Genomic DNA, 16,613 nt, shown 5'->3' on the forward strand with positions numbered 1-16,613 from the left:
CGATTCTGCCACGGTCTGAGCGAACCGGTCAGCGACGCATGCGTACCAGTCCGGACACGGCGCCCAGTGCGGCCGCCCCCGCCAGTGCGTAAGCGCACACCAGGAGCGCGTCCGCAGAGGAATACGCCCCCGGAGCCCCTTGTGACTCAAGCCGGTTGAGGAAAAGTGCGCCAAAGGCCGCGACACCCGTCAGCTGGCCGAGCTGGGTGACCGTGGCGAGCAGACCGCTGGCGTCCGCGGCGTCCTCGGGCCGCACCGTGGACAACGCGCGCGTGAGCGTCGGACTGAAGCCCAGCGCGAGTCCCACACCGATCCCCACGAACGCCACATACAGCCACGTGCCGCCCTCTCCGCCGTCGCGCAGCACCAGACCCACGGCGAGCGCCGACACCGCCGTGAGCGCGAACCCGCCGGGAATCAGGGCGGATTGGAGCCGGGCGGGCCAGCGCCGCCAGGTCAGTCCCACCGCGCCGAAGATCGCGGCGGTCGGCGCGAACATGAGGCCCGTGTGCAGCGCGCTGTAACCGAGTCCGCTCTGCGCGTGCAGGGTGAGGGCGAAGAGGAAGCCCGCGTTCACGGCCATCACCACGCCGATCCGGAAGATCGCGAGGCCCATGCCGGGGATGCGCAGGACCCGCGGCGCGATCAACGGCGCCCCGCCGCCGCGGGAGAGCCGGGACTCGTATCCGCAGAAGAACGCGAAGACGACCGCCGCCGCGCCCATCGAGAGCCACGACCACAGCGGCCAGCCCTCCTGCTGCCCGAGCACCAGCGGCACCGTGAGCAGCGAGACCGCCGCCCCGAGCAGCACAAGACCCGGCAGATCGAGCCCCCGGACCCGCCCCGCGGCCCGCTCCCCCGCCGTCTTCCCCCGGCCGCCGTCCCGCGGCAGCACCCACCGCGCGACGACCAGCAGGACGACACCGACCGGCACGTTCACCAGGAACACCGGGCGCCAGCTCGCCCCGAACAGATCGGCGCTGACCAGGACTCCGCCGAGCACCTGCCCCGCGGCGGCCCCGATCGCGATCACCGCCGAGTACACGCCGAGGGCCTTCGTGCGCGCCTCGCCGGTGAAGTTGCGCTGGATCAGGCTGAGCACCTGCGGGATCAGCAGCGCCGAACCCGCGCCCTGCAGCAGCCGGAAGGCGATCAACTGGCCCGTGCTCTGGCTGAGTCCGCAGGCGAGCGAGGCGGCGGTGAAGACCGTGAGCCCCACGAGATACATGGTCCGGTGGCCGAGCAGGTCGCCGAGCCGCGCGCCGGTGATCAGCAACACGGCGTACGTGATGGTGTATCCGGCGATGACCAGCTGCAACCCGGCGCCCGACGCGTCCAGTTCGGCGCGGATGGTGGGGGCGGCGACATTGACGATGAACACGTCGAGCAGCGCCATGAACTGGGCCGCGATGACGACCGCCAGCAGCCGTCCGCGGCGATTGTCAGTGCCGGGGTCTTTACTGAGTAAGGGAGTTGAGCCGGAGGAGTTGGTCGGGGTTGTCGTAGCCATGGCCATGAGCCTGCGGGGGGCTTGGTACGGGTAACGAGAGCCTGCCGATGCTGGTACTGACAGCACCTGGCAGCGCTCGGGGCAGACAGTGACGATGGGGGACGTGACGACGATGGGGACGACTCAGCGACGCCGGCCGGAGCTGGCCGCCTTCCTGCGCAGCCGCAGGGCCCGCGTGACACCGGCCGACGTGGGCATGCCGCCGGGACTGCGCCGCCGCACACCGGGCCTGCGCCGCGAGGAGGTCGCCCAGCTCTCCGGAGTGGGCGTCACCTGGTACACGTGGTTGGAGCAGGGCCGCCCCATCAACGCGTCCGCGCAGGTCCTGGACGCCGTGGCACGCACCCTCCGGCTCGACCAGCCCGAGCGCGAGCATCTGTACGACCTGGCGGAGGTGCCGTACTCACCGGACCCCGAGACCGCCGCGGATGCCGTCGGCCCGGAGATCCAGGGCATCATCGACGCCCTCGACCCGCACCCGGCGGTGGTCTACAACGCGCGGTACGACATCCTCGCCACCAACCCCGCCTACCGCGACCTCTTCTTCGTCCCCCAGATAGCGGTCCTCGGCGTACCGAACGTGCTGTGGACGCTGTTCATCGTCCCCGACCCCGTCTGCCCCCTGGTCTACCGGGACACGGAGCTGCCGGTGATGGTCGCGACGCTGCGCAGTGCCTATGGACGGCATGTGGGCGAGCCCGCCTGGGAGGGCTTCATACGCCGCCTGGCCGACGCCAGCGGGTACTTCGCGGAGCTGTGGGAGAGCGGGAACGTGGCGCCGCCGGGCCCCCGCGTGAAGACGTTCCGGCACGAGGCGGTCGGTGAGCTGCGGATGACGTCGGTCTCGCTGTCCGTCGACGGAATGCCGGAGTGCCGGATCGTCGCATACACCCCGGACGACGAGGAGAGCCGGCAACGGACGGCGCGGCTGCGGGAGATGCGCGGGGCGCTGTGGACGGCACAGGGCTGGACGACGGAAGCAACGGCAACAATGGATGAAACGGCTGGAACGGCTGGAACGAATGCAACAGACGCAACGGAAAATCCCGCCCTCTGATGAGGACGGGATCCGGATTGTGGAGCTAAGGAGAATTGAACTCCTGACCTCCTGCATGCCATGCAGGCGCTCTACCAACTGAGCTATAGCCCCTTGTGTTCTTCGCGTTCTTCCCGCTCCGCGGGCCGAACAAGAAGAACTTTAGCCTGCGACCAGCCGGAATGTGAAATCCGGGTCCGGAGCAGGCTCCGGGACACTCAGTCGTCGTCGCCGAGCACCGGTTCCGGCAGCGTGCCCGCGTTGTGTTCCAGGAGGCGCCAGCCGCGCGCACCCTGACCCAGGACGGACCAGCAGCAGTTGGAGAGCCCGCCGAGGCTCTCCCAGTGGTGGGACTCCAGGCCGAGGAGGCGGCCGATGGTCGTACGGATCGTGCCGCCGTGGCTGACCACCACCAGCGTGCCGTCCTCCGGCAGCTTCTCGGCGTGCCGCAGGACGATCGGGGCGGCCCGGTCGGCGACCTCGGTCTCCAGTTCGCCGCCGCCGCGGCGCACCGCCTCGCCGCGCTTCCACGCGGCGTACTGCTCGCCGAAGCGCGCGATGATCTCGTCGTGCGTCAGGCCCTGCCACTCACCGGCGTACGTCTCCTGGAGGCCCTCCTCGTGGGTGACGGGGATGCCGGTGATGGCGGACAGCTCGCCCGCCGTGGCCGCCGCCCGCTTGAGGTCGGACGCCACGATCGCGTCCGGCTTCAGCGAGGCGAGCAGCCGGGCGGCACGCCTGGCCTGGGCGATGCCGGCGTCGGTCAGCTCGATGTCCGTGGAGCCCTGGAAGCGGCGCTCCAGGTTCCAGGCCGTCTGACCGTGCCGCCACAGGATGATCCGGCAGCCGCGGCTGGTCACCGGAGCTCACCGTCCAGGTCGGCCTCCTCCGCGGCCTGCTGCTCGGCGTGCTCGGCGGCCTTGCCGCGGGTCGCCTTGGCGTCCTCGGGCAGCTCGATCTCGGGGCAGTCCTTCCACAGGCGCTCGAGCGCGTAGAAGACCCGCTCCTCGCTGTGCTGGACGTGCACCACGATGTCCACGTAGTCGAGGAGGATCCAGCGGGCGTCGCGGTCGCCCTCGCGGCGCACCGGCTTGGCGCCGAGCTGCTTGTTCAGCTGCTCCTCGATCTCGTCGACGATCGACTTGACCTGGCGGTCGTTCGGCGCGGATGCGAGCAGGAAGGCGTCCGTGATCGACAGCACGTCGCTGACGTCGTACGCGATGATGTCGTGCGCGAGCTTGTCGGCGGCCGCCTGCGCGGCGACGTTGATGAGCTCGGTGGAGCGGTCCGTGGCGGTCACTAGAGAGCTTTCCTTCGGAAGGTCAATACTCCCCAAGGGTCTCACGGACCGCCGACAGCACCCCAGGCGATTTCCCGATCACGCTGTCTGCTGCGTCACCCCGGCCGGAGCAGTGCCTGTGGCTCAGCCCGGCCGGGCCCATGACCCGGCCCGCCTCAGTGGTCGGCTCAGCCCGCCTTGTAGTCCTGCCCGAGCACCACCGCGACGTCCGCGTTCGGTGCGGTCCTGCCCTTGCGGACGGCGCTGTCCGGCAGCCCCAGGGTCTTGGCGACCTCGGCGGCCTGCGTCTTCTTCGCCGCGTCCGCGTAGGTGACCGTCGACGCCGGCTGGGCCGCGGAGCCCGCCCCGCCGTCGACGAAGGTGTAGCCGCCGTTGACGAGGGAGATCCGCGCGTCCTGTCCGGCGCCCTTGGTCCCGGAGGCGTTCTTGACGCCGACCCGCACGGCCGCGCCCTTGTCCGGGTTCTTGACCGCGCCGCCCAGGACGTCCTTGACCACGCTCTCGCCGGCCTTCTCCGACAGCGTCCCGTCCTGCTGGACCGGCAGCAGCTCCGTGGCGTAGTCGCCGCCCTTCGCCCGGTCGGCGAGCTTGGCGAGGAAGGCGCCCAGGTCCTTCTCCTTGAGGGAGGGGTCCAGGATCTGCGCGAGGGACTGCACGGTCGTCGTCGCGGCCTGCGGGTCGGACGACAGCTTGCGCAGGACGCCCTGCATGACCGCACCGAACCGGCTCAGCTGCGCGGTCTCGCTCTCGCCGGACGCGCGGTAGGTGGCGTACGCGACGGCCATCGGGCCGCTGAGGGTCTGCTGCTCGCCCTTCTTGACGAGCGGGGCCTCGCCCTTCTTGGCCTTGGGGTCGGGCACATTCGCGTTGGTGTCGATGTCGATGTTGCCGACGAGCTCGACGAGGTTGTTCAGGTAGGGGGTGTCGAGGCGCCAGGTGCCCTCGACCTGGGTGCCGAGCAGCGCGTCGATCGACTCGCGGGTGCCGGTCGAACCGTCGTCGTCGACCGACTTGCCCAGCGTCGTCCCCGTGCCGTCGTCGTCCGTCACGGCAAGGGAGTTGGGCAGCAGGACGGTGGTGCCCCGCTCGGTGGTGGTGTTGTTCACCAGGAGCGCCGTGGAGGTGCCGCCGCCCTTGGTGTTGTGCAGGTGTACGACGATCACGTCGCGGTTCTGCGGTCCGGCCGCGGCGGCGCCACCGCCGGTCTTGTCCTCGGACAGGCCGGGCAGCTTGCCCGCGTACCAGAGGTAGCCGACGCCGCCCGCGACGACGAGCGCGAAGACGACCGCCAGGACGACGACCCGGGAACGCCCGCGCCGCTTGGCCTCCTCGCGCCGCTCGGTGCGGCTCTCGGTGAACTTCAGCCAGTCGATGACGTCTTCGGAGTCCTCGTCGGGCTCCTCGATGAACGAGAACTGCTGTGTCTCGTACGCACGCTCGCGCTCCGGCTGCCGCTCGGGCTGCCGGGACTGCTGCGGCCGCGGAGGCTGTTGCGCAGGCTGCTGCTGCGGAGGCGCCTGCGGCGGCTGTTGCTGCTGCGGGATCCAGCCCGTCTGCTCCGTCTGCGTCTGCCGGCGCGGCTGAGGCTGCTGCTGGGGCTGGGCCTGCGGCTGCTGCTGGGCCCGCTGCTGCTCGTACGCCGGATAGGCACCGGAGTCGTACGGAGGCACCGGAGCCTGCTGCCCCGTCTGCCCGGTCTGTCCCGCCGCGTACGGGTCGTAGCCATAGCCCTGCTGCTGGGCCCCGTACTGGTCGTACGAGGCCGGAGCCGGGGCCTGGACCTGCTGCTGGGCCTGGACCTGCTGATACACCGGCTGCCCATACTCGTCGTACCCGACGACCTGGTACTGATCAGCCGCGTACTCGCCCGCATACGGGTCGCCGCCCGCGTACGGGTCGTACTGTCGGTCGTTCACCGGTGCCCCTCTCGGCTCAGTCGCCGCGGTACAGCTCGCGCTTGTCGATATAACGCACCACACCGTCCGGCACCAGGTACCAGACGGGGTCCCCCTTGGCGACCCGCGCACGGCAGTCCGACGACGAGATGGCGAGGGCGGGGACCTCCACCAGGGAGACACCGCCTTCGGGCAGCCCGGGGTCGGCCAGGGTGTGGCCGGGCCGGGTGACCCCGATGAAGTGCGCCAGGGAGAACAGTTCCTCGGTGTAGCGCCAGGTGAGGATCTGGCCGAGGGCGTCGGCGCCCGTGATGAAGAAGAGGTCCGTGTCCGGGTTGAGCGTGCGCAGATCGCGCAGGGTGTCCGTGGTGTACGTCGGTCCGCCGCGGTCGATGTCGATGCGGCTCACCGAGAACTGCGGGTTCTCGGCGGTCGCGATGACCGTCATCAGATAGCGGTCCTCGGCCGGGGACACCGCCCGGTGGCTCTTCTGCCACGGCTGGCCGGTGGGCACGAAGACCACCTCGTCGAGGTGGAACTGCGCGGCGACCTCGCTGGCCGCCACCAAGTGCCCGTGGTGGATGGGGTCAAACGTTCCGCCCATGACGCCGAGGCGGCGCTTGCCCTTGTTCGCCGGGCCGGTACCGGGACCGGTAGGCATGTCCTGCTCTCCCATGCGTGCAGACCCTACCGGCCCGGCGGACGGGCCCTGCTTCAGCGGTCCCGTTCGGAGACCGGCTCGCTCAGCGGTCCCGGTTGAAGCGCGTGGTGATCCACAGGAGCAGCAGCAGGACGACGAACGCGCCGCCGCCGGTGAGCAGAGGGCTGAGGCTTTCGTGGTTGCCGCCGTGCTCGCCGCCCTCGGAGGCGAGAGTGACCAGCTGGGCGGCGGTGCTGTGGAGGCTCATCTCAGGCAGGACCTATCCGGGGGTGGGATGGACATAAAGACTTCCGGGCCATCGTATGCGGGGCCCGCGGCGGACCTCACGCCGACTCAGCTGTCGCAGTCCTCGTCCTTGGCCGCCGAGGTCTTCGCTCCCGGCTCCGCGCGGTCCTCGTCCTGCCCCTGCCGATAGCCGCGCAGCAGGAACCAGCCCATCAGGACACACCCGACGACCATGACGATCAGCACGACGCGCAGCAGATTGCCCGCACCCTGCTCCTTGGCGGCGTACGCGGCCGCCTCCGTGACCCACTGGGCGGCGGGGTTGTGCTCCATGAGGACTACTCCTTAGGTGTGCTGCCCTGTCACGGTATCTCCGCCTAGGCTGGGTCCCACCTCGGGGGCATGACTGGACGAGCATGGGGGATGGGGCATGACCGACGACAACGACCACGGCCAGGGGAACGGCGGCCGGGACGGCAGCGGCCACGAGAAGGTGCCGAGCCGGCAGCGCAGGCGCTTCCCCGGTATCTCCTCACGGGCGTACGAGCACCCGGCGGACCGTTCCGCCCTGGTGGCCCTGCGCAAGCTCAGCGGCTTCGACACGGTCTTCAAGGCCCTCAGCGGACTGCTCCCCGAGCGGAGCCTGAGGCTCCTGTTCCTCTCCGACTCCGTGCGGGTCTCCGACGCGCAGTTCGCGCACCTCAACACCATGCTGCGGGACGCCTGTTACATCCTGGACCTGGAGAAGGTCCCGCCGATGTACGTGAACCAGGACCCGAACCCGAACGCGATGTGCATCGGCCTCGACGAGCCGATCATCGTGGTGACCACGGGCCTAGTCGAGCTGCTCGACGAGGAGGAGATGCGGGCGGTCGTCGGCCACGAGGTGGGCCACGCGCTCTCCGGCCACTCGGTGTACCGGACGATACTGCTCTTCCTCACCAACCTCGCGCTCAAGGTCGCGTGGATCCCGCTGGGCAACGTGGCGATCATGGCGATCGTGACCGCCCTGCGCGAGTGGTTCCGCAAGTCCGAGCTGTCGGCGGACCGGGCCGGGCTCCTGGTGGGCCAGGACCTCCAGGCGTCCATGCGCGGACTGATGAAGATCGCCGGCGGCAACCATCTGCACGAGATGAACGTGGACGCGTTCCTCGCCCAGGCCGACGAGTACGAGGCCGGGGGCGACCTGCGGGACTCCGTGCTGAAGATCCTGAACGTGCTGCCCCGTACGCACCCCTTCACCACCGTGCGCGCCGCCGAGCTGAAGAAGTGGGCCGCGACCCGCGACTACCAGCGGATCATGGACGGTCACTACCCGCGGCGCGACGAGGACAAGGACACCTCGGTCTCGGACTCCTTCCGCCAGTCGGCCTCCAGCTACGCGGACAACGTGCGCCAGAGCAAGGACCCGCTGATGAAGCTGGTCAACGACATCGCGGGCGGCGCGGGCGACCTGGGCGGCAAGCTGCGCGGGAAGTTCACGGGCCCGGGCGGGCAGCAGGGCGGCGGCAGCGGCCCCTCCGACGCCGCAGGCAAGTAACCCTCACGGCGAAGGCTGCGCGGACGCCGCCAGCGATCCGCACAGCGCCGTCGCGTCCCCCGTCGCGTACGGGTCGGTGCCCGCGGGGCCGCCCGCCTTCGCCTTCTGCCCGGCGAGCAGCGGCCGCAGCTGGTTCGCCGCGTCGGCGGAGCAGGCGAGCGGACCCGCCTGCGTGTACGACACGAGCAGCTCGGCCTGGTGCATCCGCAGGTCGTCGCGGTCGAAGCGGAACTGCAGCTCCCGGCGGACGGTGAAGAGCGAGGCCTTCGCGTGCCGGTCATCGCCGACCGGCCGCAGCGCGTACACGAAGGTGTGGTCCGAGGTCACCTCGAGGGTGTCCTTGTCCGTCTCGGTGGCGTGCAGCGAGCCCTGGACGCGGATTCCGGGCGAGGCCAGCGCGATCTTCGTCGGGTCGAACCGCACCAGCCAGCCGGTGGGCGCGTGCCGGCCGTCCGCCGCCGGGTGCGCGAAGCTGTCGTCGAACTGGTCGAGCTGCTGCGGGTCGAGCAGGATCCGCGCCGAGCGCACGGCGCCGCCGGTGAGCACGTCCGGGTCGAGCGAGGACTCGACCAGATAGTCCTTGGCGGTGCTCAGGGCGGTGGTGACCTGACTGTCCGAGAAGTGTGAAGTGCGGCGCGCCGAGGGCAGGTTGATGCCGGACGCGCCCACCCGGAACTGCGCGGCCGGGCTGTGCTCGTACAGGTCGGCGGGCTTCTCGGCGCCCGGCACGGTGCCCTGCGGGGCGAGCGGTATGACCGTCATGCGCAGCGGCTCGGGGCGCTGGGCGACCGGGGCCTGATAAGGGTGGCGTACGCCCATGTAGATCGCGGTGCCGAAGGCGACGGCGATCAGCAGGACGAGGATCACGGCCTGTTTGGAGAGGTTCCTGCGGGCCGCGGCGGGGCGTCGGCGCACCGCTCGTGCGTGATCACCCATGCGCTCCTGCGCGGAGTACTCCTGGAGCCGTGCGGCGCGGACGAACGACTCGTCGAAGACGACGGATCGGTATTCGTCCTCGCCACCGGCGGGAGCTCCCTCGGGTGTCCCCTCAGGTGGTTCTCCTGGCCCGCCCATACCTTCAGGGTAGGTCTCCTGGCTGTCAGGTAAACGCGCTGGTGCGCGACAACTTCTGACAACTTCCTACGGGGATTTCCACGGGGATTTCCACGGGGATTTTCCCGGGCATTCCTACGGGCTGCGCGGCGCCGCGGAGACGGGCGGCTGGCCGTACTCCGCGGAGGCCGACGGCTCCGTCGACACGGGCGGCGGGACGCGTTCCTGGCGCCCCGACGACGCCCCTCGGTAGACGGCGGTGAAGGCGAGCGCGACCATGCCGATGCCCATCACGAGGGCGAGCATCCAGGCGACGGGACGGTGCCAGCGGGACCGGCCGGCATAGCCCGGCCTGCCGTACCCGTCCTCGGTGAACTCACGGTCGTACGCGTCGTCGAAGTCGGGGTCGTGGCCGAACTCGCCGCCTTCGTCCGGCCCGAAGCCGTCGTCGTAGAGGTCGTCGTCCGGTGACTCGCGGCCGGGGCCGCGGGTGCGGGCCCGGCGGGCCTCGGCCTCGGAGGCCTCGGCACGCGCCTGGGCGGCGGCCAACAGCCGCTCCACCGCGGTGGGTTCATGGACTTCGGCGGCCTTCACGAAGTCCTCGTCGAAGACCACGGAGGCGAACTCTTCGTCCGCACCCCCGCGGTCGCGGTCGTCGTCGGGCTCCCAGCCGTCGGGAAACGACGGCGTGCCCCCCACGTCCTCCGGCACGCTCCCAGCGTAGCCCCGGAAGGGGCAATCTGGGCAGACGGTACGGGAATTCAACTGTCGTGACCCGGCGGTTCAGCGGGCCCGGCTCAGCGCGTGGGACCGTCTCCGGCTCAGCGGGTGTGGCCGTCTCCGGTGACGATGTACTTCGTCGACGTCAGCTCCGGAAGCCCCATCGGACCGCGGGCGTGCAGCTTCTGCGTGGAGATGCCGATCTCGGCGCCGAAGCCGAACTGGCCGCCGTCCGTGAAACGCGTGGAGGCGTTCACGGCGACCGTCGTGGAGTCCACGAGCTGCGTGAAGCGGCGCGCGGCCTGCTGCGAGGTGGTGACGATGGCCTCGGTGTGCCCGGAGGTCCACAGCCGGATGTGCTCGACGGCCTGCTCCAGGGAGTCGACGATGCCCGCCGCGATGTCGTACGAGAGGTACTCGGTCTCCCAGTCCTCGGTGGTCGCGGGCACGACGGTGGCCTTGGTCCCGTCGGCGTACGTGAGCACCCGCTCGTCCGCGTGGACCGTGACGCCCGCCTCGGCGAGCGCGTCGAGGGCGCGCGGCAGGAAGGCGTCGGCGATGTCCGCGTGCACGAGGAGCGTCTCGGCGGCGTTGCAGACACTGGGGCGCTGGGCCTTGGAGTTGATCAGGATGTCGACGGCCATGTCGATGTCGGCCTTCGCGTCCACGTAGACGTGGCAGTTGCCGGTGCCGGTCTCGATGACCGGGACGGTGGACTCCTCGACGACCGTCTTGATCAGCGAGGCGCCGCCGCGCGGGATGAGCACGTCGACGAGGCCGCGGGCGCGCATCAGCTCCCGTACGGAGTCGCGGCTCTCGCCGGGCACGAGCTGGACGGCGTCGGCGGGCAGCCCCGAGCCGTGCACGGCGTCGCGCAGGACGCGGACGAGTGCCGTATTCGATTCGTACGCCGACGAAGAGCCCCGCAGCAGCACCGCGTTGCCGGACTTCAGGCAGAGGGCGGCCGCGTCCACGGTGACGTTCGGACGGGCCTCGTAGATGATCCCGACGACGCCGAGCGGGACGCGGACCTGGCGCAGGTCGATGCCGTTGGGCAGCGTGGAGCCGCGGACGACCTCGCCGACCGGGTCGGGCAGGGCGGCCACGTCGCGCACGTCGGCGGCGATGGCGCGGACCCGCTCGGGGGTGAGGGTGAGCCGGTCGACGATTCCCTCGCTGGTCCCGGCCTCCCGGGCGCGCGCGATGTCCTTGCCGTTGGCCTCGACGATCTCGGCGGTGCGCACCTCGAGCGCGTCGGCGATCGCGAGCAGCGCGTCGTCCTTGGCGGCGCGCGGCAGCGGCGCGAGCGTGGCGGCGGCGCCGCGGGCGCGGTAGGCGGCCTGGGCGACCGGCGAGAGGTTGTCGTACGGGGAGCCCGAGAACGAAGCAGGGAGGGACGTCATGTCGGCAGGGTAATGCGCGGTGGGCGCGGTCCACCCCTCGTTTCAGCAGCCGAGACCACGGTGCTCACGTCCGCTCGAACGTGGACTCAGGCGTGGACTCAGGCGTGGGCCCAGGCGTGGGCCCAGACATCGGCTCGAACGTCGGCTCAAAAGGGGTGCACGCCGACCGGGGTGGCGGGCAGCGGACCGTACCCCTCCGCGATCCTCTGGTGGTACGTGTCACGGTCGATCACTTCGAGCCCCACGATCTCCCAGGGCGGGAGCTGCGCGCTCTGCCGGTGCTCGCCCCACAGCCGCAGCGCGACGGCGGCCGCGTCGTGCAGGTCGCGGGCCTCTTCCCAGTACCGGATCTCCGCGTGGTCGGGTGCGTACCTGCTGGTCAGCAGAAAGGGGTGGTCGTGGGCGAGCTGTTCGAGGCCTCGCCTGACCTCCTTGAGCGGGGTCTCGGCTCCCGAGACGCTCAGCGTGACGTGCCACAGACGGGGCGCCTCCACCGTCTCGCCCTCCCTCTCGTCCGTCTCGCGCTGCTCGCCCGTCCCGTCCGTCTCGCCCGCCGCCCGCGTGGCACCCGCGTACGTCGCCCCCGCGGCGACGCTCGTCAGGGCCCGCTCGGCCGACCCGCGGGACGCCGCCCCTGGGCGCACTCGTCTCACGACGGCCTCCTTTACTCAATGGTGGTGCGGATACGCAATGGTCGTGCGGAAGTGTCTGGAACAAAGTTGAGCAGGCCAAGCGCCCCCGCGGGGCGGTTTTGGGGAGTTTCACCTCGCAGGGGCCTGCCGTTCCAAGGCGTTCGCGCCTGTTTTCGGCCGGGATCGCACTGCTCCGGGACGGGGCACGGCGGCACCGCCGTCACCCGGAGCGGGCGACGTGCGGCGAGGCGACCGGTTCGAAGGTGGCCCCGTGCAGGCGCGTGCCGTCGTCACGGAAGGGTGCCGTCATGCCGAACACGGATGCCGTGCGCCCGTTGGCGGGTCGAGTCGTCCAGCAGCTGGTCCACATCAACATCCTGGACATGGCGACGCGCCTTGCGGCGCAGGCGTTCCTGGCCGCCCTGCCGATGCTCATCGCCGTGGCGTCCTTCAGCCCGGCGGCCGTCCGGCGTGAGCTCCTGCGCTCGCTGCGCACGCTGCTCGGCACCGGCGGCCCCGTGGTGGCGCAGACCGGGGAGCTGACCGCGGGCGGCGACAACGCCCTGCACAGCTGGGGTGCGGCGGGTGTGCTGGTCGCGCTGTTGTCGGCCACGGCGTTCACGCGTGCCCTGCAGCGGCTGTGCGAACGTTCCTGGGGCCTGCCGCGCGCCGGGATCCGGATCACGGTGTGGCGCTGGGCCGTCTGGCTGCTTGTGTGGATCGTGATGCTGGTGGTGCAGGGCACGCTGCACCGGGCGTTCGGGGCAGGCCTCGTCCTCGGGTTCCCGCTGCAGCTGACGGCGGCCGTGCTGATGTGGTGGTGGACCCAGCATCTGCTGCTCGCCAAGCGGGTGTCCTGGCTGCCGCTGCTGCCGGGGGCCGTGCTGACCGGCACGGGCGCGGTCACGTTCTACACCCTGTCGGGGCTGTGGTTGCCCCGCGCGCTGCACATGAGCACGGACCGCTATGGGGCGCTCGGCTCGGTGTTCACCATGCTGTCCTGGTTGATCCTCTTCTTCACGTGTGTCGTGTTCGGGGTCGCCGTGGGCCGCGTACTGGCCCAGGAGGAGTTCCTGCGGCACCGGCTGGGCGGCGCGGCGGGCGCCGCGTCACGCTGACGCCGCCGCCACCCGGCCGGCCCGCACCGCCGCGGCCAGCGCCTCGTGGTCCCGCTCGTTCTGGTCGGCGTAGGCCTCCGCGAAACGCGCCAGCGCCCGGTCGAACGTGTCGGAGCGACCCAGGTAGGCCGCGATGGCGATCCGGTCGCCGGAGCGTGCGTGGGCGCGGGCCAGCGTCGCACCGCAGACCCGGCCGAACAGACGCATGACGTCCGGGCTCATCAGCTCGGCCTGCGGGATGGCCTTCCAGTCCCTCAACTGTCGTACGTAGAAGTCGCGTTCGCGGCCGTCGAAGCCCGCGGCCCGTTCCCAGCCGAGGAACATGTCGCTGGTCGCCTGCATCAGACGCTGACCGGTGACCACCCGCTCACCCTGGTTGGCGTACTCGCTCTCCCCCGCGAACTCCGCGAGGACCGATGTCTGCGCCTCCTTCGCCTGGAGCAGCAGCGGGTCGTCGTCGTCCCGGCCGAGCAGCAGGATGATCCAGCAGCGGGTCCCCACACTGCCCACGCCCACCACCTTCCGGGCCATGTCGACCACCCGGTACTGGGCCAGCAGTGCCCTGCGGTCCGCGGTGAGCGTGTGGGCGTAGCACTCGATCAGGTCCCGCAGCTGCTCCTCGATGTGCTTGCGCTCGACGTCGGGAAGGAAGTCGCCGAGCGGAGTGATCAGGGGCGGATCGGCGGCGATGCGCAGCTCCCCGTCGACCGGGTGGGCCAGCTTCCCCAGCGCCTGGAGATGGTCCCGGCCGCGCGCCTTGCCGATCGCCCTGGACAGGCGCCGTCGCGTCCGGGTGTCAAGCCTGGCGGCGAGCATGGCGTACAGCCGATCGGCGTCGATCTGCGTGTACCAGACGTCGAGCGTCCGCATCCCGGCGAACCGTTCCATCCAGGTCCGGTACGAGCGGCCCGCGGCCCGCACCACCCGTGCGCGCTCCGCGGTGCGGAACCCATTGCCGCGGCCCGCGATGACGAGGCTGGCCGCGAGGCGTTTGACGTCCCACTCCCAGGGGCCGGGCAGCGTCTCGTCGAAGTCGTTGACGTCGAACATCAGGTGCCGTTCCGGCGAGGCGAGCAGCCGGAAGTTCAACATGTGGGCGTCTCCGCAGAGTTGGGCGCGCAGACCGGTGGCCGGTGTGTCCGCCAGGTCGGCGGCCATGATCGCCGCCGCTCCCCGGTAGAACCGGAACGGCGACTCGAGCATGCGCCCGTAGCGGATCGGCACCAGTTCCTGGAGCCTGCTGGCCGACTGCCGTCCGATCACGTCGATCGGGTCCGGCCGGCCGGCCGCGGGGGCGAATTCGGCATGGCTCGATCGAGGCACACGGGAGCGGGCCGCCCTGCCCAGCGCCGCCCGCTGCCGAGCGGTGAGGTGACGGCTCGTGGTCTCGGTCTCGGTCCTGGTCTCGGTCCTGGTCTCGGTCTCGGTCTCGGTCTCGGTCTTGGTCCTGGTCTCGGTCTTGGTCTTGGTCATCGCGCCCTCCCGTCCGGGACGGTGAGCACACTGCCCACGGCCGGTGCCCGCGACGTCACCCCGCCGGTGTGAGGTCGCCTCCCAGGGGTGAGGCCCGCGGCGGGAAGGGTGCGCAGACTGGTCGGCATGGAACCGACGATGCGTGGTCGGCGGTGGCTGGCCCGGGCGTCCCTGGCGGGCGCAGCTGCCGCGCTGCTGGTTCTCGGTGTCTTCGCGGGGGTCCGGACCTTCGCCCTGCTCGGTGTGGGCCTGGCCGGACTGGTGGTCACGGCCGCCGCGGTCTGGTGGGTGCTCAGCAGGCGGGGGGTGACCCGCTACCTCGCGGCGCTCCTCGCGCTCGCCGCCCCGGTCGGGGTCCTGGTGGCGTACACGCGGGCGCACCTCGCCTGGGTCGTCATCGTGTCGATCGCCCTGTGGTTCCTCGCGGCAGGCGCGGGCCGTGCGGCTCTGGGGCCACGCTCGGCCTCGCTGCCGATGCCGCAACGGCCTCCGCCGAAGTTCGCGCAACCGGTCCTGATCATGAATCCGCGCTCGGGCGGGGGCAAGGTCGGCCGCTTCGGGCTGCGCGAACGCGCCGAGGCGCTGGGGGCGCGGGTGGAGCTCCTGGAGGGGCCCGAAACCATTGATGTGGCGGCGCTGGCCCGGACCTGCGCGGATGAGGGGGCCGACCTCCTGGGTGTCGCCGGCGGGGACGGCACCCAGGCCCTGGTCGCCGAGGTCGCCGCCGCACTGGATCTGCCCTTCGTCGTGATCCCCGCGGGCACCCGCAACCATTTCGCCCTGGACCTGGGCCTGGATCGCGACGACCCCGCGAAGGCGCTGGACGCCCTGCGCGACGGGGTGGAACTCCAGGTGGACCTCGGCCGGGCCGGAGCGCTGCCCTTCGTCAACAACGTGTCGTTCGGTGCGTACGCCGAGGTCGTACAGAGCCCGTCGTACCGGGACGGAAAGACCCGCACCACCCTCGAACTGCTCCCCGATCTCCTCCTGCGTCACCGCGGCGCACGGCTCACGGCACGCGCGGGCGACCGTGAATTCCGCGATCCGCAGGCCCTTTTGGTGAGCAACAACCCCTACGGGGCGCACGACGTCGCCGGGCTCGGGCGGCGCACGCGGCTGGACGGCGGGATCCTCGGCTGCGTCGGCGTCCACGTCACGACGGCCTCCCAGGCCGTGGGCCTGCTCCGGGGCCGGAAATCCGCGGGGCTGACCACGGCGACCGCCACCACGGTGGTCGTCGACGCCGACCAGCGGCAGATCCCGGTCGGCGTCGACGGGGAGGCCCTGCGGCTGGACGTACCCGTGCGCTGTGAGGTGCGTCCCGGGGCCCTTCGCGTGGTCGTGCCCCGGCGGCGGCCGGGCGTGTACCGGGAACGGCCGCCGCTCGACTGGCGTCTGCTCGCCAGGCTCGGGCTCACGTCGCGGCACTGACGGCACTCCGTGCGCCCGGCTACAGCGGCTCCCCGTACGCCTTGTGCGCCTCACGATGCCCGTACGAGGCGAGCGCCCAGATCACCACGACATCGAGCGCGATGATGATGGCCGACCACACCGGCTGGTACGGAGTGAAGAAGAAGTTCTCCAGCGCGCTGAGCCCCATGACGGAAATGCCCACGACACGCGCCCACGTGCGGCCCCGGAAGAGGTTGAGGCCCGCCGCGAGGACGATGACGCCGGTGATCATCTGCACCCAGCCGCGGCCGTTCGCATCGAAGTCGAACGCGTACTCGCTCTGCGATTGGTAGTAGTTCTCGCTGAGGACCGCGGTGAGGCCCGCGATCGTGTGGTAACCGCCGAGGATGACCATCACGCACACGGCGAAGACGACTCCGCCGAGCGCGGGCGCGCTGACGCGGGGTTCCGGTTCAGGCGTGCCGGACCGGGCCTGGCCCCGCGAACTCTGCTCAACCATGTCGGCCTCCTCCTCGGTGAGCCCGGTGAACCCGGAGCACCCCGAGCATCCCGCCCGTCCGTGCCCCGCCGGTTCACCCGCGGGGGATGAGCCCCGTATCCCGGGCTGCCGTCACCCGCTCAAGGTGATGCCGTC

The 16,613-nt window shown here is 71.2% G+C and carries 17 protein-coding genes and 1 tRNA gene; 4 read left to right on the forward strand and 14 right to left on the reverse strand.

From position 1 onward, the window contains the following. Positions 1-28 precede the first annotated feature (28 nt). Positions 29-1,516, reverse strand: coding sequence for an MFS transporter (locus ACIBKX_RS04645; protein WP_399375636.1), 1,488 nt, complete (start codon positions 1,514-1,516; stop codon positions 29-31). Between the two features lie 88 nt (positions 1,517-1,604). On the opposite strand from ACIBKX_RS04645, the gene ACIBKX_RS04650 reads away from it, so the two are divergent. Continuing rightward, entirely contained in the window at positions 1,605-2,567 is a 963-nt protein-coding gene (locus tag ACIBKX_RS04650) for a helix-turn-helix transcriptional regulator (RefSeq protein WP_399375637.1), read from the forward strand. A gap of 20 nt (positions 2,568-2,587) precedes the next feature. On the opposite strand, the gene ACIBKX_RS04655 is transcribed toward ACIBKX_RS04650, so the two are convergent. From ACIBKX_RS04655 to ACIBKX_RS04685, 7 genes are all read right to left on the reverse strand, one after another. Further along, positions 2,588-2,660 (reverse strand) — tRNA-Ala (locus ACIBKX_RS04655). A gap of 104 nt (positions 2,661-2,764) precedes the next feature. Then, positions 2,765-3,406, reverse strand: coding sequence for a histidine phosphatase family protein (locus ACIBKX_RS04660; RefSeq protein WP_363273368.1), 642 nt, complete (start codon positions 3,404-3,406; stop codon positions 2,765-2,767). Further along, positions 3,403-3,846, reverse strand: a complete 444-nt coding sequence (gene rsfS, locus ACIBKX_RS04665; protein ID WP_363273367.1) for a ribosome silencing factor — start codon at positions 3,844-3,846, stop codon at positions 3,403-3,405. Before rsfS ends, ACIBKX_RS04660 begins: the two co-directional genes overlap by 4 nt. Before the next feature lie 167 nt (positions 3,847-4,013). After that, positions 4,014-5,762, reverse strand: coding sequence for an LCP family protein (locus ACIBKX_RS04670; protein ID WP_363273366.1), 1,749 nt, complete (start codon positions 5,760-5,762; stop codon positions 4,014-4,016). A gap of 16 nt (positions 5,763-5,778) precedes the next feature. Next, positions 5,779-6,417, reverse strand: a complete 639-nt coding sequence (gene nadD / locus ACIBKX_RS04675) for a nicotinate-nucleotide adenylyltransferase (protein ID WP_363273365.1) — start codon at positions 6,415-6,417, stop codon at positions 5,779-5,781. Positions 6,418-6,484: 67 nt separating this feature from the next. Continuing rightward, positions 6,485-6,649, reverse strand: coding sequence for a hypothetical protein (locus ACIBKX_RS04680; RefSeq protein ID WP_363273364.1), 165 nt, complete (start codon positions 6,647-6,649; stop codon positions 6,485-6,487). A gap of 86 nt (positions 6,650-6,735) precedes the next feature. Then, complete coding sequence (locus ACIBKX_RS04685; RefSeq protein WP_363273455.1) at positions 6,736-6,960, reverse strand: hypothetical protein; 225 nt, start codon at positions 6,958-6,960, stop codon at positions 6,736-6,738. 97 nt (positions 6,961-7,057) lie between these two features. On the opposite strand from ACIBKX_RS04685, the gene ACIBKX_RS04690 reads away from it, so the two are divergent. Then, on the forward strand, positions 7,058-8,167 hold the full coding sequence (locus tag ACIBKX_RS04690) for a M48 family metallopeptidase (RefSeq protein ID WP_363273363.1): 1,110 nt from the start codon (positions 7,058-7,060) through the stop codon (positions 8,165-8,167). 3 nt (positions 8,168-8,170) lie between these two features. Here the strand turns inward: ACIBKX_RS04690 and ACIBKX_RS04695 are convergent, their stop codons facing one another. The 4 genes from ACIBKX_RS04695 to ACIBKX_RS04710 all read right to left on the reverse strand — a co-directional run bounded on the left by ACIBKX_RS04695 (position 8,171) and on the right by ACIBKX_RS04710 (position 11,996). After that, a complete protein-coding gene (locus tag ACIBKX_RS04695; protein ID WP_363273362.1) occupies positions 8,171-9,241 on the reverse strand; it encodes a hypothetical protein in 1,071 nt (356 codons plus the stop codon). 114 nt (positions 9,242-9,355) lie between these two features. Then, positions 9,356-9,931 (reverse strand): hypothetical protein, encoded by a 576-nt coding sequence (locus ACIBKX_RS04700; RefSeq protein ID WP_363273360.1) that lies wholly within the window; start codon positions 9,929-9,931, stop codon positions 9,356-9,358. A 110-nt stretch (positions 9,932-10,041) separates the two neighbouring features. Next, entirely contained in the window at positions 10,042-11,343 is a 1,302-nt protein-coding gene (locus ACIBKX_RS04705; protein ID WP_363273359.1) for a glutamate-5-semialdehyde dehydrogenase, read from the reverse strand. 146 nt (positions 11,344-11,489) lie between these two features. Then, the gene (locus ACIBKX_RS04710) at positions 11,490-11,996 is read right to left on the reverse strand and encodes a hypothetical protein (protein WP_363273358.1); all 507 of its coding nucleotides are present in this window, start codon (positions 11,994-11,996) and stop codon (positions 11,490-11,492) included. Positions 11,997-12,283: 287 nt separating this feature from the next. On the opposite strand from ACIBKX_RS04710, the gene ACIBKX_RS04715 reads away from it, so the two are divergent. After that, on the forward strand, positions 12,284-13,093 hold the full coding sequence (locus ACIBKX_RS04715; RefSeq protein ID WP_363273357.1) for a YhjD/YihY/BrkB family envelope integrity protein: 810 nt from the start codon (positions 12,284-12,286) through the stop codon (positions 13,091-13,093). Here the strand turns inward: ACIBKX_RS04715 and ACIBKX_RS04720 are convergent. Continuing rightward, a complete protein-coding gene (locus ACIBKX_RS04720; RefSeq protein ID WP_363273356.1) occupies positions 13,085-14,566 on the reverse strand; it encodes a DUF2252 domain-containing protein in 1,482 nt (493 codons plus the stop codon). The genes ACIBKX_RS04715 and ACIBKX_RS04720 overlap by 9 nt on opposite strands. A gap of 126 nt (positions 14,567-14,692) precedes the next feature. Between ACIBKX_RS04720 and ACIBKX_RS04725 the strand changes: the two genes are divergently transcribed. Continuing rightward, positions 14,693-15,997, forward strand: coding sequence for a diacylglycerol kinase family protein (locus ACIBKX_RS04725; protein WP_363273355.1), 1,305 nt, complete (start codon positions 14,693-14,695; stop codon positions 15,995-15,997). Between the two features lie 19 nt (positions 15,998-16,016). Here ACIBKX_RS04725 and ACIBKX_RS04730 read toward each other — a convergent pair whose 3' ends face one another. Continuing rightward, positions 16,017-16,478, reverse strand: a complete 462-nt coding sequence (locus tag ACIBKX_RS04730; protein ID WP_363273354.1) for a hypothetical protein — start codon at positions 16,476-16,478, stop codon at positions 16,017-16,019. Between the last annotated feature and the right edge of the window lie 135 nt (positions 16,479-16,613).

The organism is Streptomyces sp. NPDC050658 (assembly GCF_044457025.1).
Taxonomy (GTDB): domain Bacteria; phylum Actinomycetota; class Actinomycetes; order Streptomycetales; family Streptomycetaceae; genus Streptomyces.